The sequence below is a fragment of the Mariniradius sediminis genome (assembly GCF_021491425.1).
Classification (GTDB): Bacteria; Bacteroidota; Bacteroidia; order Cytophagales; family Cyclobacteriaceae; genus Mariniradius; species Mariniradius saccharolyticus.
In genome coordinates this window covers 48,644-64,182 of sequence record NZ_JAKEVZ010000014.1, presented here as the reverse complement: position 1 = coordinate 64,182, position 15,539 = coordinate 48,644, and the positions used below count along the sequence as shown (strand labels likewise).

General features: G+C 46.5%; 14 protein-coding genes. 6 read left to right on the top strand and 8 right to left on the bottom strand.

Going from position 1 to position 15,539, the window contains the following annotated elements; all coding sequences use genetic code 11:
* Window positions 1-133: 133 nt before the first annotated feature.
* Window positions 134-1,348: a S8 family serine peptidase gene (locus L0U89_RS16605; RefSeq protein ID WP_234862541.1), complete on the top strand. Its 1,215-nt coding sequence runs from the start codon at window positions 134-136 to the stop codon at window positions 1,346-1,348.
* Between the two features lie 38 nt (window positions 1,349-1,386).
* Here L0U89_RS16605 and L0U89_RS16600 read toward each other — a convergent pair whose 3' ends face one another.
* Entirely contained in the window at window positions 1,387-1,620 is a 234-nt protein-coding gene (locus tag L0U89_RS16600) for a DUF3820 family protein (protein WP_008628873.1), read from the bottom strand.
* A gap of 138 nt (window positions 1,621-1,758) precedes the next feature.
* On the opposite strand from L0U89_RS16600, the gene L0U89_RS16595 reads away from it, so the two are divergent.
* Entirely contained in the window at window positions 1,759-2,715 is a 957-nt protein-coding gene (locus L0U89_RS16595) for an aldo/keto reductase (protein WP_234862540.1), read from the top strand.
* An 8-nt stretch (window positions 2,716-2,723) separates the two neighbouring features.
* On the opposite strand, the gene L0U89_RS16590 is transcribed toward L0U89_RS16595, so the two are convergent.
* From L0U89_RS16590 to L0U89_RS16580, 3 genes are read right to left on the bottom strand one after another with little or no spacing between them, the layout of a single operon-like run.
* Window positions 2,724-2,951: a hypothetical protein gene (locus tag L0U89_RS16590; protein ID WP_369413257.1), complete on the bottom strand. Its 228-nt coding sequence runs from the start codon at window positions 2,949-2,951 to the stop codon at window positions 2,724-2,726.
* 55 nt (window positions 2,952-3,006) lie between these two features.
* On the bottom strand, window positions 3,007-3,417 hold the full coding sequence (locus L0U89_RS16585) for a hypothetical protein (RefSeq protein ID WP_008628878.1): 411 nt from the start codon (window positions 3,415-3,417) through the stop codon (window positions 3,007-3,009).
* Entirely contained in the window at window positions 3,398-4,660 is a 1,263-nt protein-coding gene (locus tag L0U89_RS16580; RefSeq protein ID WP_234862538.1) for a sterol desaturase family protein, read from the bottom strand. The genes L0U89_RS16585 and L0U89_RS16580 overlap by 20 nt, the downstream gene beginning before the upstream one ends.
* Before the next feature lie 126 nt (window positions 4,661-4,786).
* On the opposite strand from L0U89_RS16580, the gene L0U89_RS16575 reads away from it, so the two are divergent.
* The 3 genes from L0U89_RS16575 to L0U89_RS16565 all read left to right on the top strand — a co-directional run bounded on the left by L0U89_RS16575 (window position 4,787) and on the right by L0U89_RS16565 (window position 9,971).
* The gene (locus L0U89_RS16575; RefSeq protein WP_234862537.1) at window positions 4,787-5,275 is read left to right on the top strand and encodes a DNA topoisomerase IV; all 489 of its coding nucleotides are present in this window, start codon (window positions 4,787-4,789) and stop codon (window positions 5,273-5,275) included.
* Window positions 5,276-5,330: 55 nt separating this feature from the next.
* Entirely contained in the window at window positions 5,331-7,226 is a 1,896-nt protein-coding gene (locus L0U89_RS16570; RefSeq protein ID WP_234862536.1) for a DNA topoisomerase IV subunit B, read from the top strand.
* 129 nt (window positions 7,227-7,355) lie between these two features.
* Complete coding sequence (locus L0U89_RS16565) at window positions 7,356-9,971, top strand: DNA gyrase/topoisomerase IV subunit A (protein ID WP_234862535.1); 2,616 nt, start codon at window positions 7,356-7,358, stop codon at window positions 9,969-9,971.
* Window positions 9,972-10,012: 41 nt separating this feature from the next.
* Here the strand turns inward: L0U89_RS16565 and L0U89_RS16560 are convergent, their stop codons facing one another.
* Together L0U89_RS16560 and L0U89_RS16555 are read right to left on the bottom strand one after the other, a co-directional pair.
* Complete coding sequence (locus L0U89_RS16560) at window positions 10,013-11,890, bottom strand: CocE/NonD family hydrolase (RefSeq protein ID WP_234862534.1); 1,878 nt, start codon at window positions 11,888-11,890, stop codon at window positions 10,013-10,015.
* A gap of 81 nt (window positions 11,891-11,971) precedes the next feature.
* The gene (locus L0U89_RS16555; RefSeq protein WP_234862533.1) at window positions 11,972-12,682 is read right to left on the bottom strand and encodes a VLRF1 family release factor; all 711 of its coding nucleotides are present in this window, start codon (window positions 12,680-12,682) and stop codon (window positions 11,972-11,974) included.
* Window positions 12,683-12,936: 254 nt separating this feature from the next.
* On the opposite strand from L0U89_RS16555, the gene L0U89_RS16550 reads away from it, so the two are divergent.
* Window positions 12,937-13,557: a hypothetical protein gene (locus L0U89_RS16550; protein ID WP_234862532.1), complete on the top strand. Its 621-nt coding sequence runs from the start codon at window positions 12,937-12,939 to the stop codon at window positions 13,555-13,557.
* Here L0U89_RS16550 and L0U89_RS16545 read toward each other — a convergent pair whose 3' ends face one another.
* Both L0U89_RS16545 and L0U89_RS16540 read right to left on the bottom strand, forming a co-directional pair.
* Window positions 13,558-14,373, bottom strand: a complete 816-nt coding sequence (locus L0U89_RS16545) for an SDR family NAD(P)-dependent oxidoreductase (protein WP_234862531.1) — start codon at window positions 14,371-14,373, stop codon at window positions 13,558-13,560. It lies immediately after the preceding gene.
* A 4-nt stretch (window positions 14,374-14,377) separates the two neighbouring features.
* Window positions 14,378-15,358, bottom strand: a complete 981-nt coding sequence (locus tag L0U89_RS16540; RefSeq protein WP_234862530.1) for an NAD-dependent epimerase/dehydratase family protein — start codon at window positions 15,356-15,358, stop codon at window positions 14,378-14,380.
* Window positions 15,359-15,539: the final 181 nt, after the last annotated feature.

Below are 15,539 nucleotides of genomic sequence, written 5' to 3'. Positions count from 1 at the left end.
GGTGTCTGCCCTTAAGTAGAAATTGCAAACAATCTATTTTATAGTAATTATTGCAGGTATGAATTTTTTTTATTTACTTTTCTTTCGCCAAATGTTATTTGGTAAAATAGTTTACACCTTAACCTTAATCATCATGCTTAAACGATTCACACATTTCATCGGTAGCCGCACTGGAATGGCAGCGCTCGCGCTTGTGGCATTTACATTCTCCTGTCAGGAAAATGCGGAAACACCTCAGCTCGGTCTTGAGGATCAAGTCCTCAAATACCAAAACGGAGACATTATTCCAGGCAAGTTCATTGTTGTCATGAAGCCCGAGGGCCTCAATTTCAGAAGAACAGACAAATACGAAGATGTGCAAGCCAATATGCGGATGGCTGCCACCAATCTATTTGCGAAATACAGGATTTCTGAACAAAACGTGGGTGCGGTTTATGGAACCGTCTTGGATGGCTTTGCTGCGAGTTTGAACGCAGACCAATATGAGTTGGTGAAAAATGATCCTGCTGTCCTTTACATTGAGCCTGATCGAGTGGTTTCCATCGCACAAGGCAAGCCTGGCGGTGGCGGAGGTTCCACGGTCCAAGAAACTCCTTGGGGCATCACCCGCGTCGGGGGTTCTGTGAATTATACCGGGACCAACGTGGCCTGGGTAATCGACACAGGAATTGATTTGACCCACCCGGATCTCAATGTCAGCACAGCCAACGGCTTTACCGCCTTCACTTCCGGTAAGGACGCCAACCTCAATGATGGCAACGGTCACGGTTCACACGTAGCAGGTACTATTGCCGCAAGAAACAATACGATCGGCGTAATTGGTGTGGCCGCAAACGCCCCGGTCGTCCCTATCAAAGTGTTGGATAGCAGAGGTTCAGGCTCAAATTCCGGCGTGATCGCAGGGGTTGATTGGGTTGGTTCCAAAGGAAAGACAGGCGATGTTGCCAATATGAGCTTGGGAGGAGGTGTTTCTTCAGCCTTAGATGCAGCGGTATTGAACGCTTCCAATAAGGGAATCAAGTTCGTGATCGCGGCTGGAAACAGTGCAGCCAATGCCAACAACTATTCCCCAGCCAGGGTCAATGGCGCCAATATCTGGACAATCTCCGCCTCGGATATCAATGACAATTTTGCTTCTTTCTCCAACTTTGGCAATCCACCTATAGACTACTGCGCACCTGGGGTGAGCATCAAATCAACTTGGAAAGGCGGCGCTTACAACACCATTTCAGGTACTTCGATGGCGGCACCGCATGCAGCGGGAGTTCTACTCTTGGGAGCGGCGAGAACGAATGGATTTGTGAAAAATGACAAAGACAGCAGCCCGGATCCGATCATTTCTAGATAACTCATTTTCGGAATCAAAGTAAAAAGGACCGCTTTCCGTCAGGGAAGCGGTTTTTTATTGATACTTTTTTTCAATTCGGTCAAAATACCTTCGAGCCCATTGATTCTGATTTCGTACATCGTGCTCAGCCACATCCCGAGCTTACCTTCTGGAAAACCTTGCCGATGCATCCAAACCAAATAATGCTCCGGGATGTCGCACAAGAGTCTTCCTTTGTACTTCCCAAAGGGCATCGTCTTGGTCACGAGGTCAATCAGAATTTGTCTATCCATTTTTGAGCTTTTCGGGAATTGAAATCTGGGACAATTTCAGGGATAAAAACCAATGGTCAAAACATATACACAAATGCAGGGTTTTCATTCCGATATAGCGCAATTCGAAGTAAATTAGGGGAAAATTCAACATCCAAAATGAAATCTATCACTTTTAGCAACGGCGACCAAATGCCGATGATTGGTTTGGGAACTTGGAAATCCAAGCCAGGCGAGGTCTATCAAGCAGTCTTATGGGCAATCGAATCCGGCTACCGCCATATCGATTGTGCCGCGATATACAACAATGAAAAGGAGGTTGGGCAGGCATTACAGAAGGCATTTTCAGACAATTTGGTGAAAAGGGAAGAAATGTTCATTACCTCCAAGCTTTGGAACAGCAACCACCGCCTCGATGACGTGGTTCCCGCCATCAAATCCACGCTGAAGGATCTCCGACTTGATTATTTGGATTTGTACCTCATCCATTGGCCGATCAGCTTCAAGCACGGAGTGGGTTTTGCGCAGACCCGGGAAGAGTTTTTTACCTATCAGGACATTCCGCTTTCGCAGACTTGGGCTGGAATGGAGATTTGCAAAGAAAAGGGCTTGGCAAGGCATATTGGGGTTTCCAATTTTAACATCTCCAAGCTGGAAGAAATCATCAAGTCCGGAAAGCATGCGCCTGAAATGAACCAGGTGGAATTGCATCCGTTTTTGCCTCAAGACAAATTGGTTGATTTCTGTAAGTCAAACGGCATCCACCTGACGGCCTATTCACCGCTGGGATCTGGAGATCGGGCGGCATCTATCAAGAAGGCCGATGAACCGAACCTGCTTGGTCATCCGCTCATTCAGGAATTGGCAAAAAAACACAATGCCACAGCAGGACAAATACTGATTGCCTATTCATTGGCGCGCGGTATCGTGGTCATTCCCAAATCCGTGAATCAAGAGCGTATCGCCCAAAACCTCCAAGCCTATGGGATTGAATTGGACGGGACAGATATGGAAAACCTGGCAAATATTGGCACGAAGTATCGGTTTGTCGACGGCTCGTTTTTCACCGGCGCAATCAGTCCATACAAGCTTTCTGATCTTTGGGAAAAAGAGTAGGTCTGCACCTAGCTGTTTTTAAGCAACCTGATTACCAGCATTTCCCATTCTTCATCCAAGGAAATGTCCGGGCGGCTTTCCGCAGCCCTGCGGTACCAGTAGTCAGCGTTCCAAATGTCTCCTTCTTTTCGGTGCAGGTAGGCGTGAATACGCGCGTAAATCTTACCATCCGGACCGTCTACCAAGTCGTGTGCCTTTTGCCAGTTGCCCTTTGCGTCGTACCAGAGTGCCTGCAAAGGAGCCCCGATATGGCTCGGGGGCGATGGATTCGCGATTGATGCTACAAAATACTCAAGGCTCATTTTCGGGGCGTCCGGGGTCCAAGGTTGAAACTGTCACTTCGCTGACCCTACTCAGGGCATTGAGCCGGATGATGGCCATCAGCGGCTCGGCATTCTTCGCCACGCCCTCACAATCGGTGCTTGGCTCAAAGTAATAAATGTAAAACGACTGGCTTCTGTTGGCCAGTTCCACCCGGTCCGGTCTGCCGAAGGTCTTGATCAAAGCTTGGTTGTCCTTTCCCAGAATATCGTCTTTTACGGCCTTAAAGTCATCGACCTCCTGCGCCCTCAGGCCCAGACAACCGTTGCGGTCTTTTTTCCAGTTGTCGAGATCCACATTTTTGAGCTCGATTTTGGAGGAGCAAGCCTGTATGCCAACAATGAAAATCAACAAAACAATACTAAACAGTCTTGGTCGCATGGATCCCGGGTTTTTTGATATTGGATTGAAAATGCCTGATCGTATCAAAGTTGAATACGAGCCAGATGTAGCTTACCGAAGATATCAGAACCGACAGCAAAATGGGAAACGGACCTGAAAGCATTCCATTTGAAATCCACCAAATCCCTACACCAAAGACGGCAATCCTGACGATCTCCTGAAATTGGAACCACCTGTTCTGTTCAAATATCCCGGAAAAACTGACCGTGGTCCAAATGATCAACACAGACACACCCAGCTTTGCCCAAGCATCGAAACTGGAGACATTGAAGAGAAAAAAAGCCGTCAAACCGAGCAACAAGACGTATTGAAAAAACACGTAATAGTTGAGCGGAGCGGGAACGGTCGTATCAAATTTCTTGAAGTCCTTTGGCACTTCCTTTACGTTCCGGTAGCCGCCAAGGTACTCAGGAAGCCACCCGGGTTTATTGAAGAGGTATTTGACCTTATCCGAAAACTTCGGAATCATCTTCAGTTCCTCCTTCATGGTCGCGTAGTGCGCCAAGTTGACCCAGACTGGATTCCAGCTATTGACTGGTGTGGTGATGCCGTAGGTCGGGCGCTCTTCCTCTTCCTGAAACGTGCCAAACCATTTGTCGAAAATGATAAAGGTGCCACCATGGTTTTTGTCTATGTACTTTGGGTTGCGGCCATGATGGACGCGGTGGTGGGAGGGCGTATTCATGAATTTCTCAAGAAATCCCATCCGATCGATTGCCTCTGTATGGATCCAGAATTGGTACAGGAGATTGATACCGGATACCAAAACAAGTGAAATAGGATCAAACCCGATGACCGCCAAAGGCAGGTAAAACATAAAGGTCCAAATCGTTTGGGTGGAGCTTTGCCGCAGCGCTACGGAGAGGTTGTATTCCTCCGAGGAATGATGGACCACATGTCCTCCCCAAAAGAGGTTGATCTCATGGCTCAACCTGTGCGCCCAATAGTAGCAGAAATCGTACAGGAAAAACAGCAGCAGAAATGTCCAGATATTGTTGGGAATTGAAAACAGCGCCAATTTTTCAAACAGAAAAGTATAGATGCCGATAGAGAGGACCTTCAGGAAAACCCCCGTGACCTGGGAGACCACGCCACAGTTGATATTGGTGATGGCGTCATTGAGTCGATAGGAGGGATTCTTTTGGAACCTCAGCACAAGCAGTTCGATTCCCATCAGGATAAAATACATGGGAATCGCGATGACGACTGGACTCAGATTCATTTTAGTATCAGTTAATTGGGCTGCAAATGTGGGAAATCTACCAATAAAAACCCAAAAAGGGAAAAACAGTTTCGGTTTTTGTCTAGTCTTTAATCTCTATATTAGCGTCCAAAATTCAAGGTTATCATGTATTATCGGTTTGGCAAAGTATTCCATTTTATCAGTATTCTTTTGTTTGTATTCGTCTTTTTGTACACCTATTCCGCCCTGCCGGATTTGGTGGGATTTGAGCAGAGTGAGTCGGGTGAGTTTACAAAAAGCGGCAGTAAGAGCACTTTTTTCTACATAGGGATCATCGCATTTGGCGTTTTGAACCTGATCTTGGCCTTGCCAGCCAAGATGATCGAAAAGCAAAGTACGCCAAACCTAAAGCGGCTTTTTCCAAAGGGCGATTCGATTACCGACTACATGGTCACCTGGATGTACAGTTTTATGGGTGTGATCAATGTCTCGCTCTCCATCATGAGCCTATTTGTCCATGCGATCAACAACCAGAATGAAATCGGGACAGGTAGCTTCGCATTTTTCTTTTACCTCGTTCCTGTACTTTTCGTGGTTTGGATAATAGGCCTGTTTTGGATATTGTTGCAGAAGTTCAAGAGCATTCAGCAATAGCTGAGGGAAGGAATGTTTCTTTCATGAAAAAAGACTAGAAAAAGGGAAAACCAGCATGGCAGAAAACATCAAATACACCGAAGACAGTATCAAGTCGCTTGATTGGAGGGAACATATCCGATTGAGGCCGGGGATGTACATCGGTAAGCTAGGGGATGGAAGCGCGCAGGATGACGGCATTTACGTACTTGTTAAGGAAGTCGTCGACAACAGTATCGACGAACACATGATGGGCTACGGTAAAACCATCGATATCAAAATCTCCGAACACCGCGTCGAAGTGCGTGACTACGGGAGGGGCATACCCTTGGGAAAAGTCATCGATTGTGTCTCCAAAATCAATACCGGTGGCAAGTACGATTCCGGGGCCTTCCAAAAATCCGTCGGTCTCAACGGCGTTGGTACCAAAGCGGTCAACGCACTCTCGGATTATTTCAAGGTCCAATCCTTTCGTGACGGTGAAACCAAAGTGGCGGAGTTTGAGAAAGGAATCCTCAAAGAAGATAAAGCTGTAGAAAAATCCAGCGAACGAAACGGTACCAAAGTGATCTTCACACCGGATGCCACGATTTTCAAGCATTACCATTTTATCCCCGAATACCTCGAAAACCAGATTTGGAACTACGCATTCCTGAATGCGGGCCTGACGATCAACTATAATGGGAAGAAATTCTTTTCGGAAAAGGGGCTCTATGACCTGCTGATGCGCAAGGTGGACGAGGAGAGCATCCGCTATCCCGTCATCCACCTGAAGGGAAATGACATTGAGATCGCCTTGACCCACTCCAACCAATACGGAGAGGAATACTACTCCTTCGTCAATGGACAATTTACGACCCAAGGCGGAACCCATCTGGCGGCGTTTAGGGAGGCCGTGGTAAAGACGATTCGGGAGTTTTACAAAAAGGAATTCGATGCCTCGGACATCAGGCAAAGTATCGTAGCGGCAATCGCCGTACGCGTGCAGGAACCGGTGTTTGAGTCCCAGACAAAAACAAAGCTTGGTTCCCAAAATATCGGCCCGGATGGCCCTACGCTGAGGACCTTTGTCAATGATTTCGTGAAGACGGAACTGGACAACTACCTCCACAAGAACCCCTCAGTCGCAGACGCGCTCCTGAAGAGAATCCTGCAATCCGAAAGGGAAAGGAAAGAAATTTCGGGTATCAAGAAATTGGCCAACGAACGTGCGAAAAAGGCCAACTTGCACAACAAGAAATTGAGGGATTGCCGGGTACATTATGATGATCCGAAAGCAGAAGAGGAATCCAAGAACCGCTCGATGCTCTTCATCACCGAAGGTGACTCCGCCTCCGGTTCCATTACCAAATCCCGGGATGTGCAGACGCAGGCGGTATTCTCACTTCGCGGAAAGCCGCTCAACTGCTATGGCATGACCAAAAAAGTGGTCTACGAAAACGAGGAATTCAACCTGCTGCAGCATGCGCTCAATATCGAGGACGGCATTGAGGGATTGCGCTACCGGAAAATCGTGATCGCCACCGATGCCGATGTGGACGGGATGCATATCCGCCTGCTGATCATGACATACTTCCTGCAGTTTTTCCCCGACCTGGTCCGAAATGGACACCTGTTTATTCTCGATACGCCTTTGTTCCGGGTCAGAAACAAAAAGGAAACGATCTACTGCTACACCGACGAGGAGCGGCAGCGTGCGATCCACAAGCTTGGAAAAACTGCGGAAATCACCCGTTTCAAGGGCTTGGGGGAGATATCGCCGGATGAATTCGGAAAATTTATCGGAGATGACATCCGCTTGGAACCGATCATCCTGAATAAGGAAACCAAAATATCGGACCTGCTCAATTTCTACATGGGCAAGAATACGCCCGACCGGCAAAACTTCATCATCGAAAACCTCAAGATCGAGAAGGACATTGTCTTTGACGATCCGGCTAAGAAGGAGGAAGAGGAGAGTGAGGCGGCTTGAGATTGGTACTCCATGGTCGCGTTCACTACATGTCTGAGCATCTTAGGCGTGAGATTTTCTTGCGGAATTGATAATGCGAAAAGGGAAAATGAAATTCCTTCAATTTAAAAATGATCAGAAAGCTCAAAAATGACTGATAACCCTTTAGATAAACCCGAAAAAGACGAAAGCCTTCACGAATCGATCCCGGTCACGGGAATGTATAAGGACTGGTTTTTGGATTATGCTTCTTATGTGATTTTGGAACGGGCCGTTCCGGCAATTGAAGACGGTCTGAAGCCGGTACAGCGCCGCATCCTTCACGCCATGAAGGAAATGGACGATGGCCGCTTCAACAAAGTCGCCAATATCATTGGCCAGTCCATGCAATACCATCCGCACGGGGATGCTTCGATAGGGGAGGCCATTGTCAACATGGGACAAAAGGATCTCCTGATCGAAACCCAGGGCAATTGGGGCGATATCCGCACAGGCGATGGCTCCGCGGCGCCGAGGTACATCGAGGCAAGGCTTTCGAAATTTGCCTTGGAGGTGGTTTTCAATCCACAAACTACGGAATGGCAACTTTCCTATGACGGTAGGAAAAGGGAACCGGTGACTTTGCCGGTCAAGTTTCCCCTGCTATTGGCCCAAGGCGTAGAGGGGATTGCTGTGGGCCTTTCGACCAAAATCCTACCCCACAATTTCGTCGAGTTGATTTTGGGTTCGATCCAAATCCTCAAAGGAGAGAAGACTAACATACTTCCGGACTTCCCGACAGGTGGCTTGGCGGATTTTTCGGAATACAATGAGGGCTTCCGAGGCGGTAGGATCAAGGTCAGGGCAAGGATAGAAGAAGAGGACAACAAGACACTGTTGATCAAAGACATACCATTCGGTACGACAACCAATACCCTGATCGAATCCATCATCAAGGCCAACGACAAGGGAAAGATCAAAATCAAAAAGGTGGTCGACAATACTGCCAAGGATGTCGAGATACAAATCCAATTGGCACCAGGCCAGTCTCCCGACATGACCATCGACGCGCTCTACGCGTTCACTGACTGCGAGGTGAGCATATCTCCAAACGCCTGTGTGATTATAGATGAAAAGCCTGTTTTCCTCACGGTCAACGACATCCTTGAGCGAAATACCTTCCAAACGAAGGAATTGCTCAGGCGAGAGCTCGAAATCAGGAAAGCGGAATTGATGGAAAAGCTGCTTTTTTCTTCCCTGGAAAAGATATTCATCGAAAACAGGATCTACAGGGATATCGAAGAGTGCGAAACCTGGGAGGCGGTCATCCAGACAATTGACAAAGGACTCGACCCTTTCAAGCCTGAGTTTTACAGGGAAATCACGACTGAGGATATCGTCCGTTTGACGGAAATCAAGATCAAGCGTATCTCCAAATTTGATGCTTTCAAAGCCGATGAATTGATGCGCAGGCTACAGGAAGAGCTCAAGGAAGTCAATTACAACCTAAAGCACCTAACTGAGTACGCCATCAAGTACTATCAAAACTTGTTGGACAAGTATGGCAAAGGAAGGGAGCGAAAGACTGAAATACGGACTTTTGACACCATTCAGGCTACTGTAGTAGCTGCGAACAATGCCAAACTGTATGTCAACCGTGCGGATGGGTTTGTGGGATATGGCTTGAAAAAGGATGAGTTTGTTTGCGACTGCTCGGATTTGGATGACGTGATCGTGTTCCGGCGGGATGGAAATTGTGTGGTCACCAAAATCCAGGAAAAGGGTTTTGTGGGCAAAGACATTATCCACGTCGCTGTCTTTAGAAAAGGAGACGAGCGGATGGTCTACAACCTCGTGTACCTGGATGGAGGTTCAGGAAAGGCCATGGTGAAGCGTTTCCAGGTTCTGGGCGTGACAAGGGATCGGGAATACGACCTGACCAAAGGAACCAAGGGATCCAAAGTACTCTATCTTTCAGCCAATCCCAATGGTGAAGCCGAGGTGGTCTCCGTCCACTTGACCCAAGGGGCCAAAGCGAGGGTCAAGGTATTCGATTTTGACTTTAGCACAATTGAGATCAAAGGAAGGTCAGCGGGCGGAAACATCCTGACCAAATATCCGATTCGGAAGATTCAATGGAAAATGGCAGGAACCTCAACTTTGGGGGGCTTGGACATCTACTACGACGCTTCGATTGGCAGGTTGAATACCGATGCACGTGGCCGAAAAATCGGGAATTTCCTTGGAGAAGATCGCATCTTGGTGTTTTACAAAAACGGTGAATATGAGCTGACGACCTTTGAGCTCACCAACCGCTACGAAGCAAAGGATGTATTGTTTATCGAAAAATTTAAACCTGAGGCTGTGATTTCAGCCATCTATTGGGATGGTGCATCAAAGAACTACTTCGTGAAGCGTTTCCTGATCGAAACGACCACCATCAACAAGAAATTCAGTATTGTTACCGATCACAAGCAGTCCTATCTCAAAATAGTATCTACCGAAAGCCAACCGCAGGTCAAGGCGAAACTTCAGAAAGGGAAAGATATCGAAGAGCAGGAATTTGATCTCGATATGCTCATCGATGTCAAGGGCTGGAAGGCGATAGGTAACAAACTCAGCACGCATACGGTCTTGGAGGTGCAACTGATAGAATCCACAAAACCCGAAACCTCGGAACCCACCGAAACCACAGAAGAGACCGATGACGAGGACTTGGAAATCGGAGATACGATCGAGTTCAAGATCAAGAAAAAGGACGAAGACGAACAGTTAGGCTTGTTCTAAACAAAAAAGCATCCTCGATTGGATGCTTTTTTGTTGTTGGCCTATTTTCGAATGATCGGCAGACTTACACTGCTCGGATACTTGCTCGAATGGTGAATGGTATTCGTAGCCACGACTCCGGTCGTTTCATCGTAGGTGTTGCCGCCGGTGTTCATGTTTCTGTCAAACCTTGGGAAATTGGAACTCGAGATCTCGATGCGGATTCGATGTCCTTTTTCAAAGTAATTGGAGGTTGACATGGGTGTCATATTCACTTCATAGACTTTTCCCTTTTCCATCCACACTTCTTTCTCGTAACCTTCCCGGTATCGCACCCTTTGGATGGTTTCGTCTAGATTATATGCTTTTCCGTCGGGATAGACGTCAATTAGCTTGATGGTAAGGTCGGTATCCTTGACATCAGAGGATAGGAAAAGTTTGGCCTCGATGAAGCCGCTCACTTCGATTCCTTCTGTCAGTGGCTCTGAAGTGTATACGAGGATGTCGTTCCGCAGCTCCATTTCCTGCTGGTCAAAAGCACCGCCCTGTACTGCATTTCCCGTACAACAAACATTCCCCCCGTAGGACGGAACCGGATTCATTGGGTCGTAGGTGAATGTATCTGGGTTGTCCCTGCCTGCTTTCTTGGCTCCCAAAACGCCATCTCCCAGTCTAGAATTGGCTTTACCGGCGCTATTGAGGTAATAGGTCGTCATGACGGCCTCCTTGGGCGGCCAAGTATCGGAAGTCTGCCATTTGTTGGAGCCCATAGTGAAATAGGTCACGCGGGGCATTTTTCCCGGCGATTGGTTTTGGTCTCCTTTGAGCCAAAAGTCAAACCAGCCATAGGTCATTTCGTTGTAGGGCAACCGCGCATCTCCCATGCTTCTTTCGCCTACAATCGTATTCTCCGTCGCACGGGTAAACGCACAGTGCAACGTCGGCGCAATCACCAAATACTGATTATCACGGACCTCTGGGTCTTTGGCATTTTCCCTCACATGGTTGAACAAAGCAATGTTTGGACCTGCAGACACATCGTACCAAGAGACAAACCAGTAGCTCGGCACGCCAATATCCATGTGGTCATGATAAAGTCCACCTTCATACCACTTTGTGTCATTTGGTTTTCGGGTGATCATTTCTTCATAAATCCCCATCGGGCCTCCGACGTTTTTGATGATGTCCTGAATCGGTAAATGGCTTAACGCTTTTGACCAATCCACCGCAGGATACCTTGGGGCCATATCATAAAAACGCTGCAACCGCAACAAATCCTCCTGCTGAATTCCCTCAGGTAGTTTCGGAGCCATTGGGTCATGCTGTGTACTATACAGCCATGCAGTAAACAACATCTGACCGGCACCACCTCGATACCAGTTTCCCTGCTCGACATAGGGGCCCACTTTTCCTACACCCGCTCCAAAAGCCTGGGGAATCATCGCTGCATGCGCGGGGTGGTTCATGGCGGCGACCGCCATCTGCCATTCGGCTGTGGAAGAACATCCTATTGTCCCGATTTTTCCATTGCTCCAAGCCTGTGCTGCCATCCAGGTGAATGCATCATACCCATCGGTCAGGGGAGTTCCCAAGATATCCCATTCTCCCTCAGAGAAAAATCTTCCTCGTTCGTTTTGCACCACATAGGCGTATCCGCGCTGAACCGCTTCATAGGCTGTTTCCAAAGTTCTTGTGACTAGTTGCCCGTCCCTGTAGCTGTTGAAGTTGTATGGAGTTCTTGAAAAAATGACTGGGACTTTTTGATCGGTTTTTGGACGGTAGATATCTGTGGCCAAACGAACGCCATCACGCATCGGCATCATAACCTTCTGATCAATGATTGCGATTTCTTCGAGTTTTTGAAGAATGGTCTTTTCCTGCCCATTTGCGAAGCCCGTGACGAAAAGCAGCAATAGGAAGTATAGAAGTGTCTTTTTCATGGTTTTGGATTGATATGATCAACAATTTATGGCTTATTCCGGGAAAAATGCAGCCTGTATCTTAGAAAAGGTAGAGATCCTTTACCAGTTTTCAGAATCTTCTTTTCCGCATTCAGGTTCGTTAAAGGTTGGTGCATACAATTCATGCAACACCTCGGGGGAGGCGAGTATTCGGCAACTGCTGAGGAGATGATGGGTCTTGAGGAGGTAACGATGGGTTGCATCGGGGATGTGGATGGGCACACGCATCAGACGCCTGTCATCCTTTCCGAATGATGGCTTAAGGCCGCCACCAAACAAATAAGGCCAAAGTGTCTTTGAACAACTGATAGCAACCCTATCAACGTGGTGTCTTTCCATCAATTCGTTGACTCTGATGTTGATATTTTCAAAAAACTCCAAAGTTTGATGCAATCTCACCCTCGAGCCGGCTCGGGATTTCCCTTTGGTTTTAAGATACTTGATTTGGCTTTTTCCTTGCTTTTTGCGAACCATATATGCCCGGAAGACTTTGTGGCTGCTGATTTCGCCGTTTTCAAAAAAGCCCACACTCCCTATTCCAGCCTTGATGAGGATGATCAGGATATTAAAAATGGATGCCTCGACCACTGATCCTGACACTTCGTCAAAATCCATAAAGTAGGGCAATCGTAGCCGGAACTTCAAATCCCCGTTTTTTTCATATCCCTCAAGGGTTTGTGTTGATTTTGTCCAATTGAACCTTACACCCAGAATTCTTTGCCGATTGAGGAAGTTTTTGGCCAAATTCATGTCTATTTTTTCCCAATGCATAAGTTTTTTGAAGGAGAGATCAAAAATGGCTTAATTTTTGTAATTTACATACGGAAAAACACCATTGATGATATGCCTGTTTTGCGAAGAGGTAATATTCAAATAGCCAATTTCGAAGGAATTTTACTCAGCGACAAACAGACTACCGTCTTAAATCGTTGATGTATAGATAATTAAAATGTCACATTCCTTCCGAATGGTCATAATTTTTGGTGTTTTCATACGTTATGTCTAAAAATAAACTGGAATAATCCATGGAATTGAATAAAATCATATTGCTCCACGAAGACTTTCTTGCCGATTTTGGTTTTTCTCTGGAACAAAAACAACTGCGTTATTCGAAGAGCTTTGGAGAAGGAAAGCAGATTATCTTTTTCCACCATACGCATCATCAAGACGCCTTATATGTCGAGTATCAATTAGGGATTCGGTTTGATCAAGTTGAAGCGATCATTCACAAATTTCTCCCGACTTTGGGAGACTACAAAGATCGCAGCATCACCTTGGTCGAGACGCTCGACCGGATAAATCCTGAAATGCCGAGAAGGTATTTTCTCAAGAACGACTTGGAAATCAGGCCTGTCATTTCCAAAGTTGAGGAATTTCTAGTGAAGGAAGGATTTAGGTGGATGGATAAGTATACTTATGGTCGTCAGTTGGAAAAATTCTTCAATGATGATCCCGATCGTAACATTGCGACGCAGAATTTCACGTATCGTTCTTCTCGAGGTATTGCGTTAGCGAGACTTTACAACCCACATCGTTATAAGGCTGTGAAGGATATATATCTCGCCAAGATGGAGGAAATGCAAGTTACACCTTTTACAGTGGCCTGTTTCCTCAATTTGATTGATTTCCTTGATAATATGGATTGATCAACTTGATTTCAGTTTTAATCCTTCATACGATTTCAACATTCTTTGGGTGGTCATCTTGGTCATCCATTTTTTTATTTGTGCGGGAAGCAGCTTGGAAAAAGTGAATATAATCCTTACGACTTTGCCGGGAATAATCTCTGTTTTTCCCTTTAGTGTTTGAATTATTGCGTAGTCTGCAACCTGTTCCGGATACAGGAGCGATATGGTTTGGAAGAAGTTACACGAATTGTGCATCCTGAAAATCTTGATGTTGGAATTGACTCCACTTGGGCAGAGTACAGAAACCTTTGTGTTTGTATTGCCAAGTTCTAAAGCCAGGCTTTTGGTAAAATAGTGGACATATGATTTGGTAGCACCGTAGATTTGTTTGTAGGGTCCGGCAAAATGCACGATCATGCTACTTACATTAAGAATGAAGGACAACTGTTGCTTAAGTAAAATAGGTAAGATACCATGGGTAATGATGGTCAATGCCTTGATATTCAATTGAATCATCCGATCAAATGTTGCGTAATCTTCTTGTGGAAAATGCGCGTAGCCGCCCATACCGGCATTGTTGATAAGGAAACTGATGGGGTAGCTTTTTGTCAAGACGTGGTTAACCAGTTTTTCGCAGTTGGATTCCACGGTAAGGTCAATTTCGAAGTATTCAACGCGTACTTCGAAGTTGTCTTTAAGGAATTTGCAGAGTTCGGGAAGCCCCGTATCCGGCAGTGACACCAAAAGCAGGTCCATTTGCCTTTGGGCGCATTCGATGGCAAAGGCTTTGCCCAATCCATCTGAGGATCCAGTAATCAATGCAAAGTGTCTCATGGCTTCAATGGTCTTTGAGTGAAATTATTGTCGTTTTGAGGGCCTCTTCAAAAGGGGTGATTTTGTAGCCGATTTCCCCAACTGCCTTTCCGCAATCGCAAGCGGCATTCTGCCCCAATCGGACCACGAAATCCGGTGTTATCGAAGGCTCTCGTTCAAAAGATCTTGCAAGTAAAAATTCAATCCAAGAGAGGGTATTGATGGCTGTTTTTGGAGCACGTAGAACCAATCCAATTTGATTCACATTTTTCCTCATCAAATCAAACAGGCTCTCGTAACTCACGTTTTCTCCGCCTAAGAAGTATTTTTCGCCAGGTTTCCCAACCCTCATGGCTTGAATATGTCCGTCCACGATGTCGTCGATAAAGCCATAATTGCAGACTTTTTTCGGATCATATGGCATGAATACAATACGCTTTTTCATATATCCCGAGATGAGGCGGTTGATTCCCGCACTTGGGGAGGCGATTCCCGGCCCGAAAACCCGCGTAGGTCGGACAATCACGGATGGTAATCCCTCACGAAAAGCCTTCAGGACTTCCTCTTCGGCAAGATATTTTGAGATTTCATAGTTGTTGTTGAAGCTCGCCCACCTTGGCGTGTCTTCGGTATTGGGCATGTTGAGTGAAGGGCCGCTCACGCCTGCTGTGCTCGTGTGTACGAATTTTTTGATGTTCCTTGTCTTGGCCGCTTGCAGAACCACTTTTGTACCTTCCAAATTGATCCGGTAAAAATCGTTTGGATCCTTTGTCCAAAGCCTTGCCAAACCTGCGACATGATAGACTTTCTCGCAGCCCGCCATGGCAGTAAGGACCGCATCAGAGTCTAGTAAGTCCCCCTTGAAAATCCTAGCATTCGGAAATTGAAATTCCCCAAGTACCTCGGGATTAGGTACATATAAATGCACGTGTTCGCCGGCTGAAATCAGTTTTTTCGCAAGCCTGTTACCCAAATAGCCGGTAGCCCCTGTGACAAAGACGCTCATGGTTTCCTCTTTTTTGTATTGAATTTATCGAGGAAAAGTGTTGGCTGGAAATTGAAAAAAATGCCATAGATGGCTCAAAATGAGTGAAAACCGGACTTAAGCAAGCCTTTTCGATGTTTACTGGTAGAAAATGAAAGTGCTCGAGAAAAGGTGGTGCCTTCGACTGATTTTCCGCAAAACT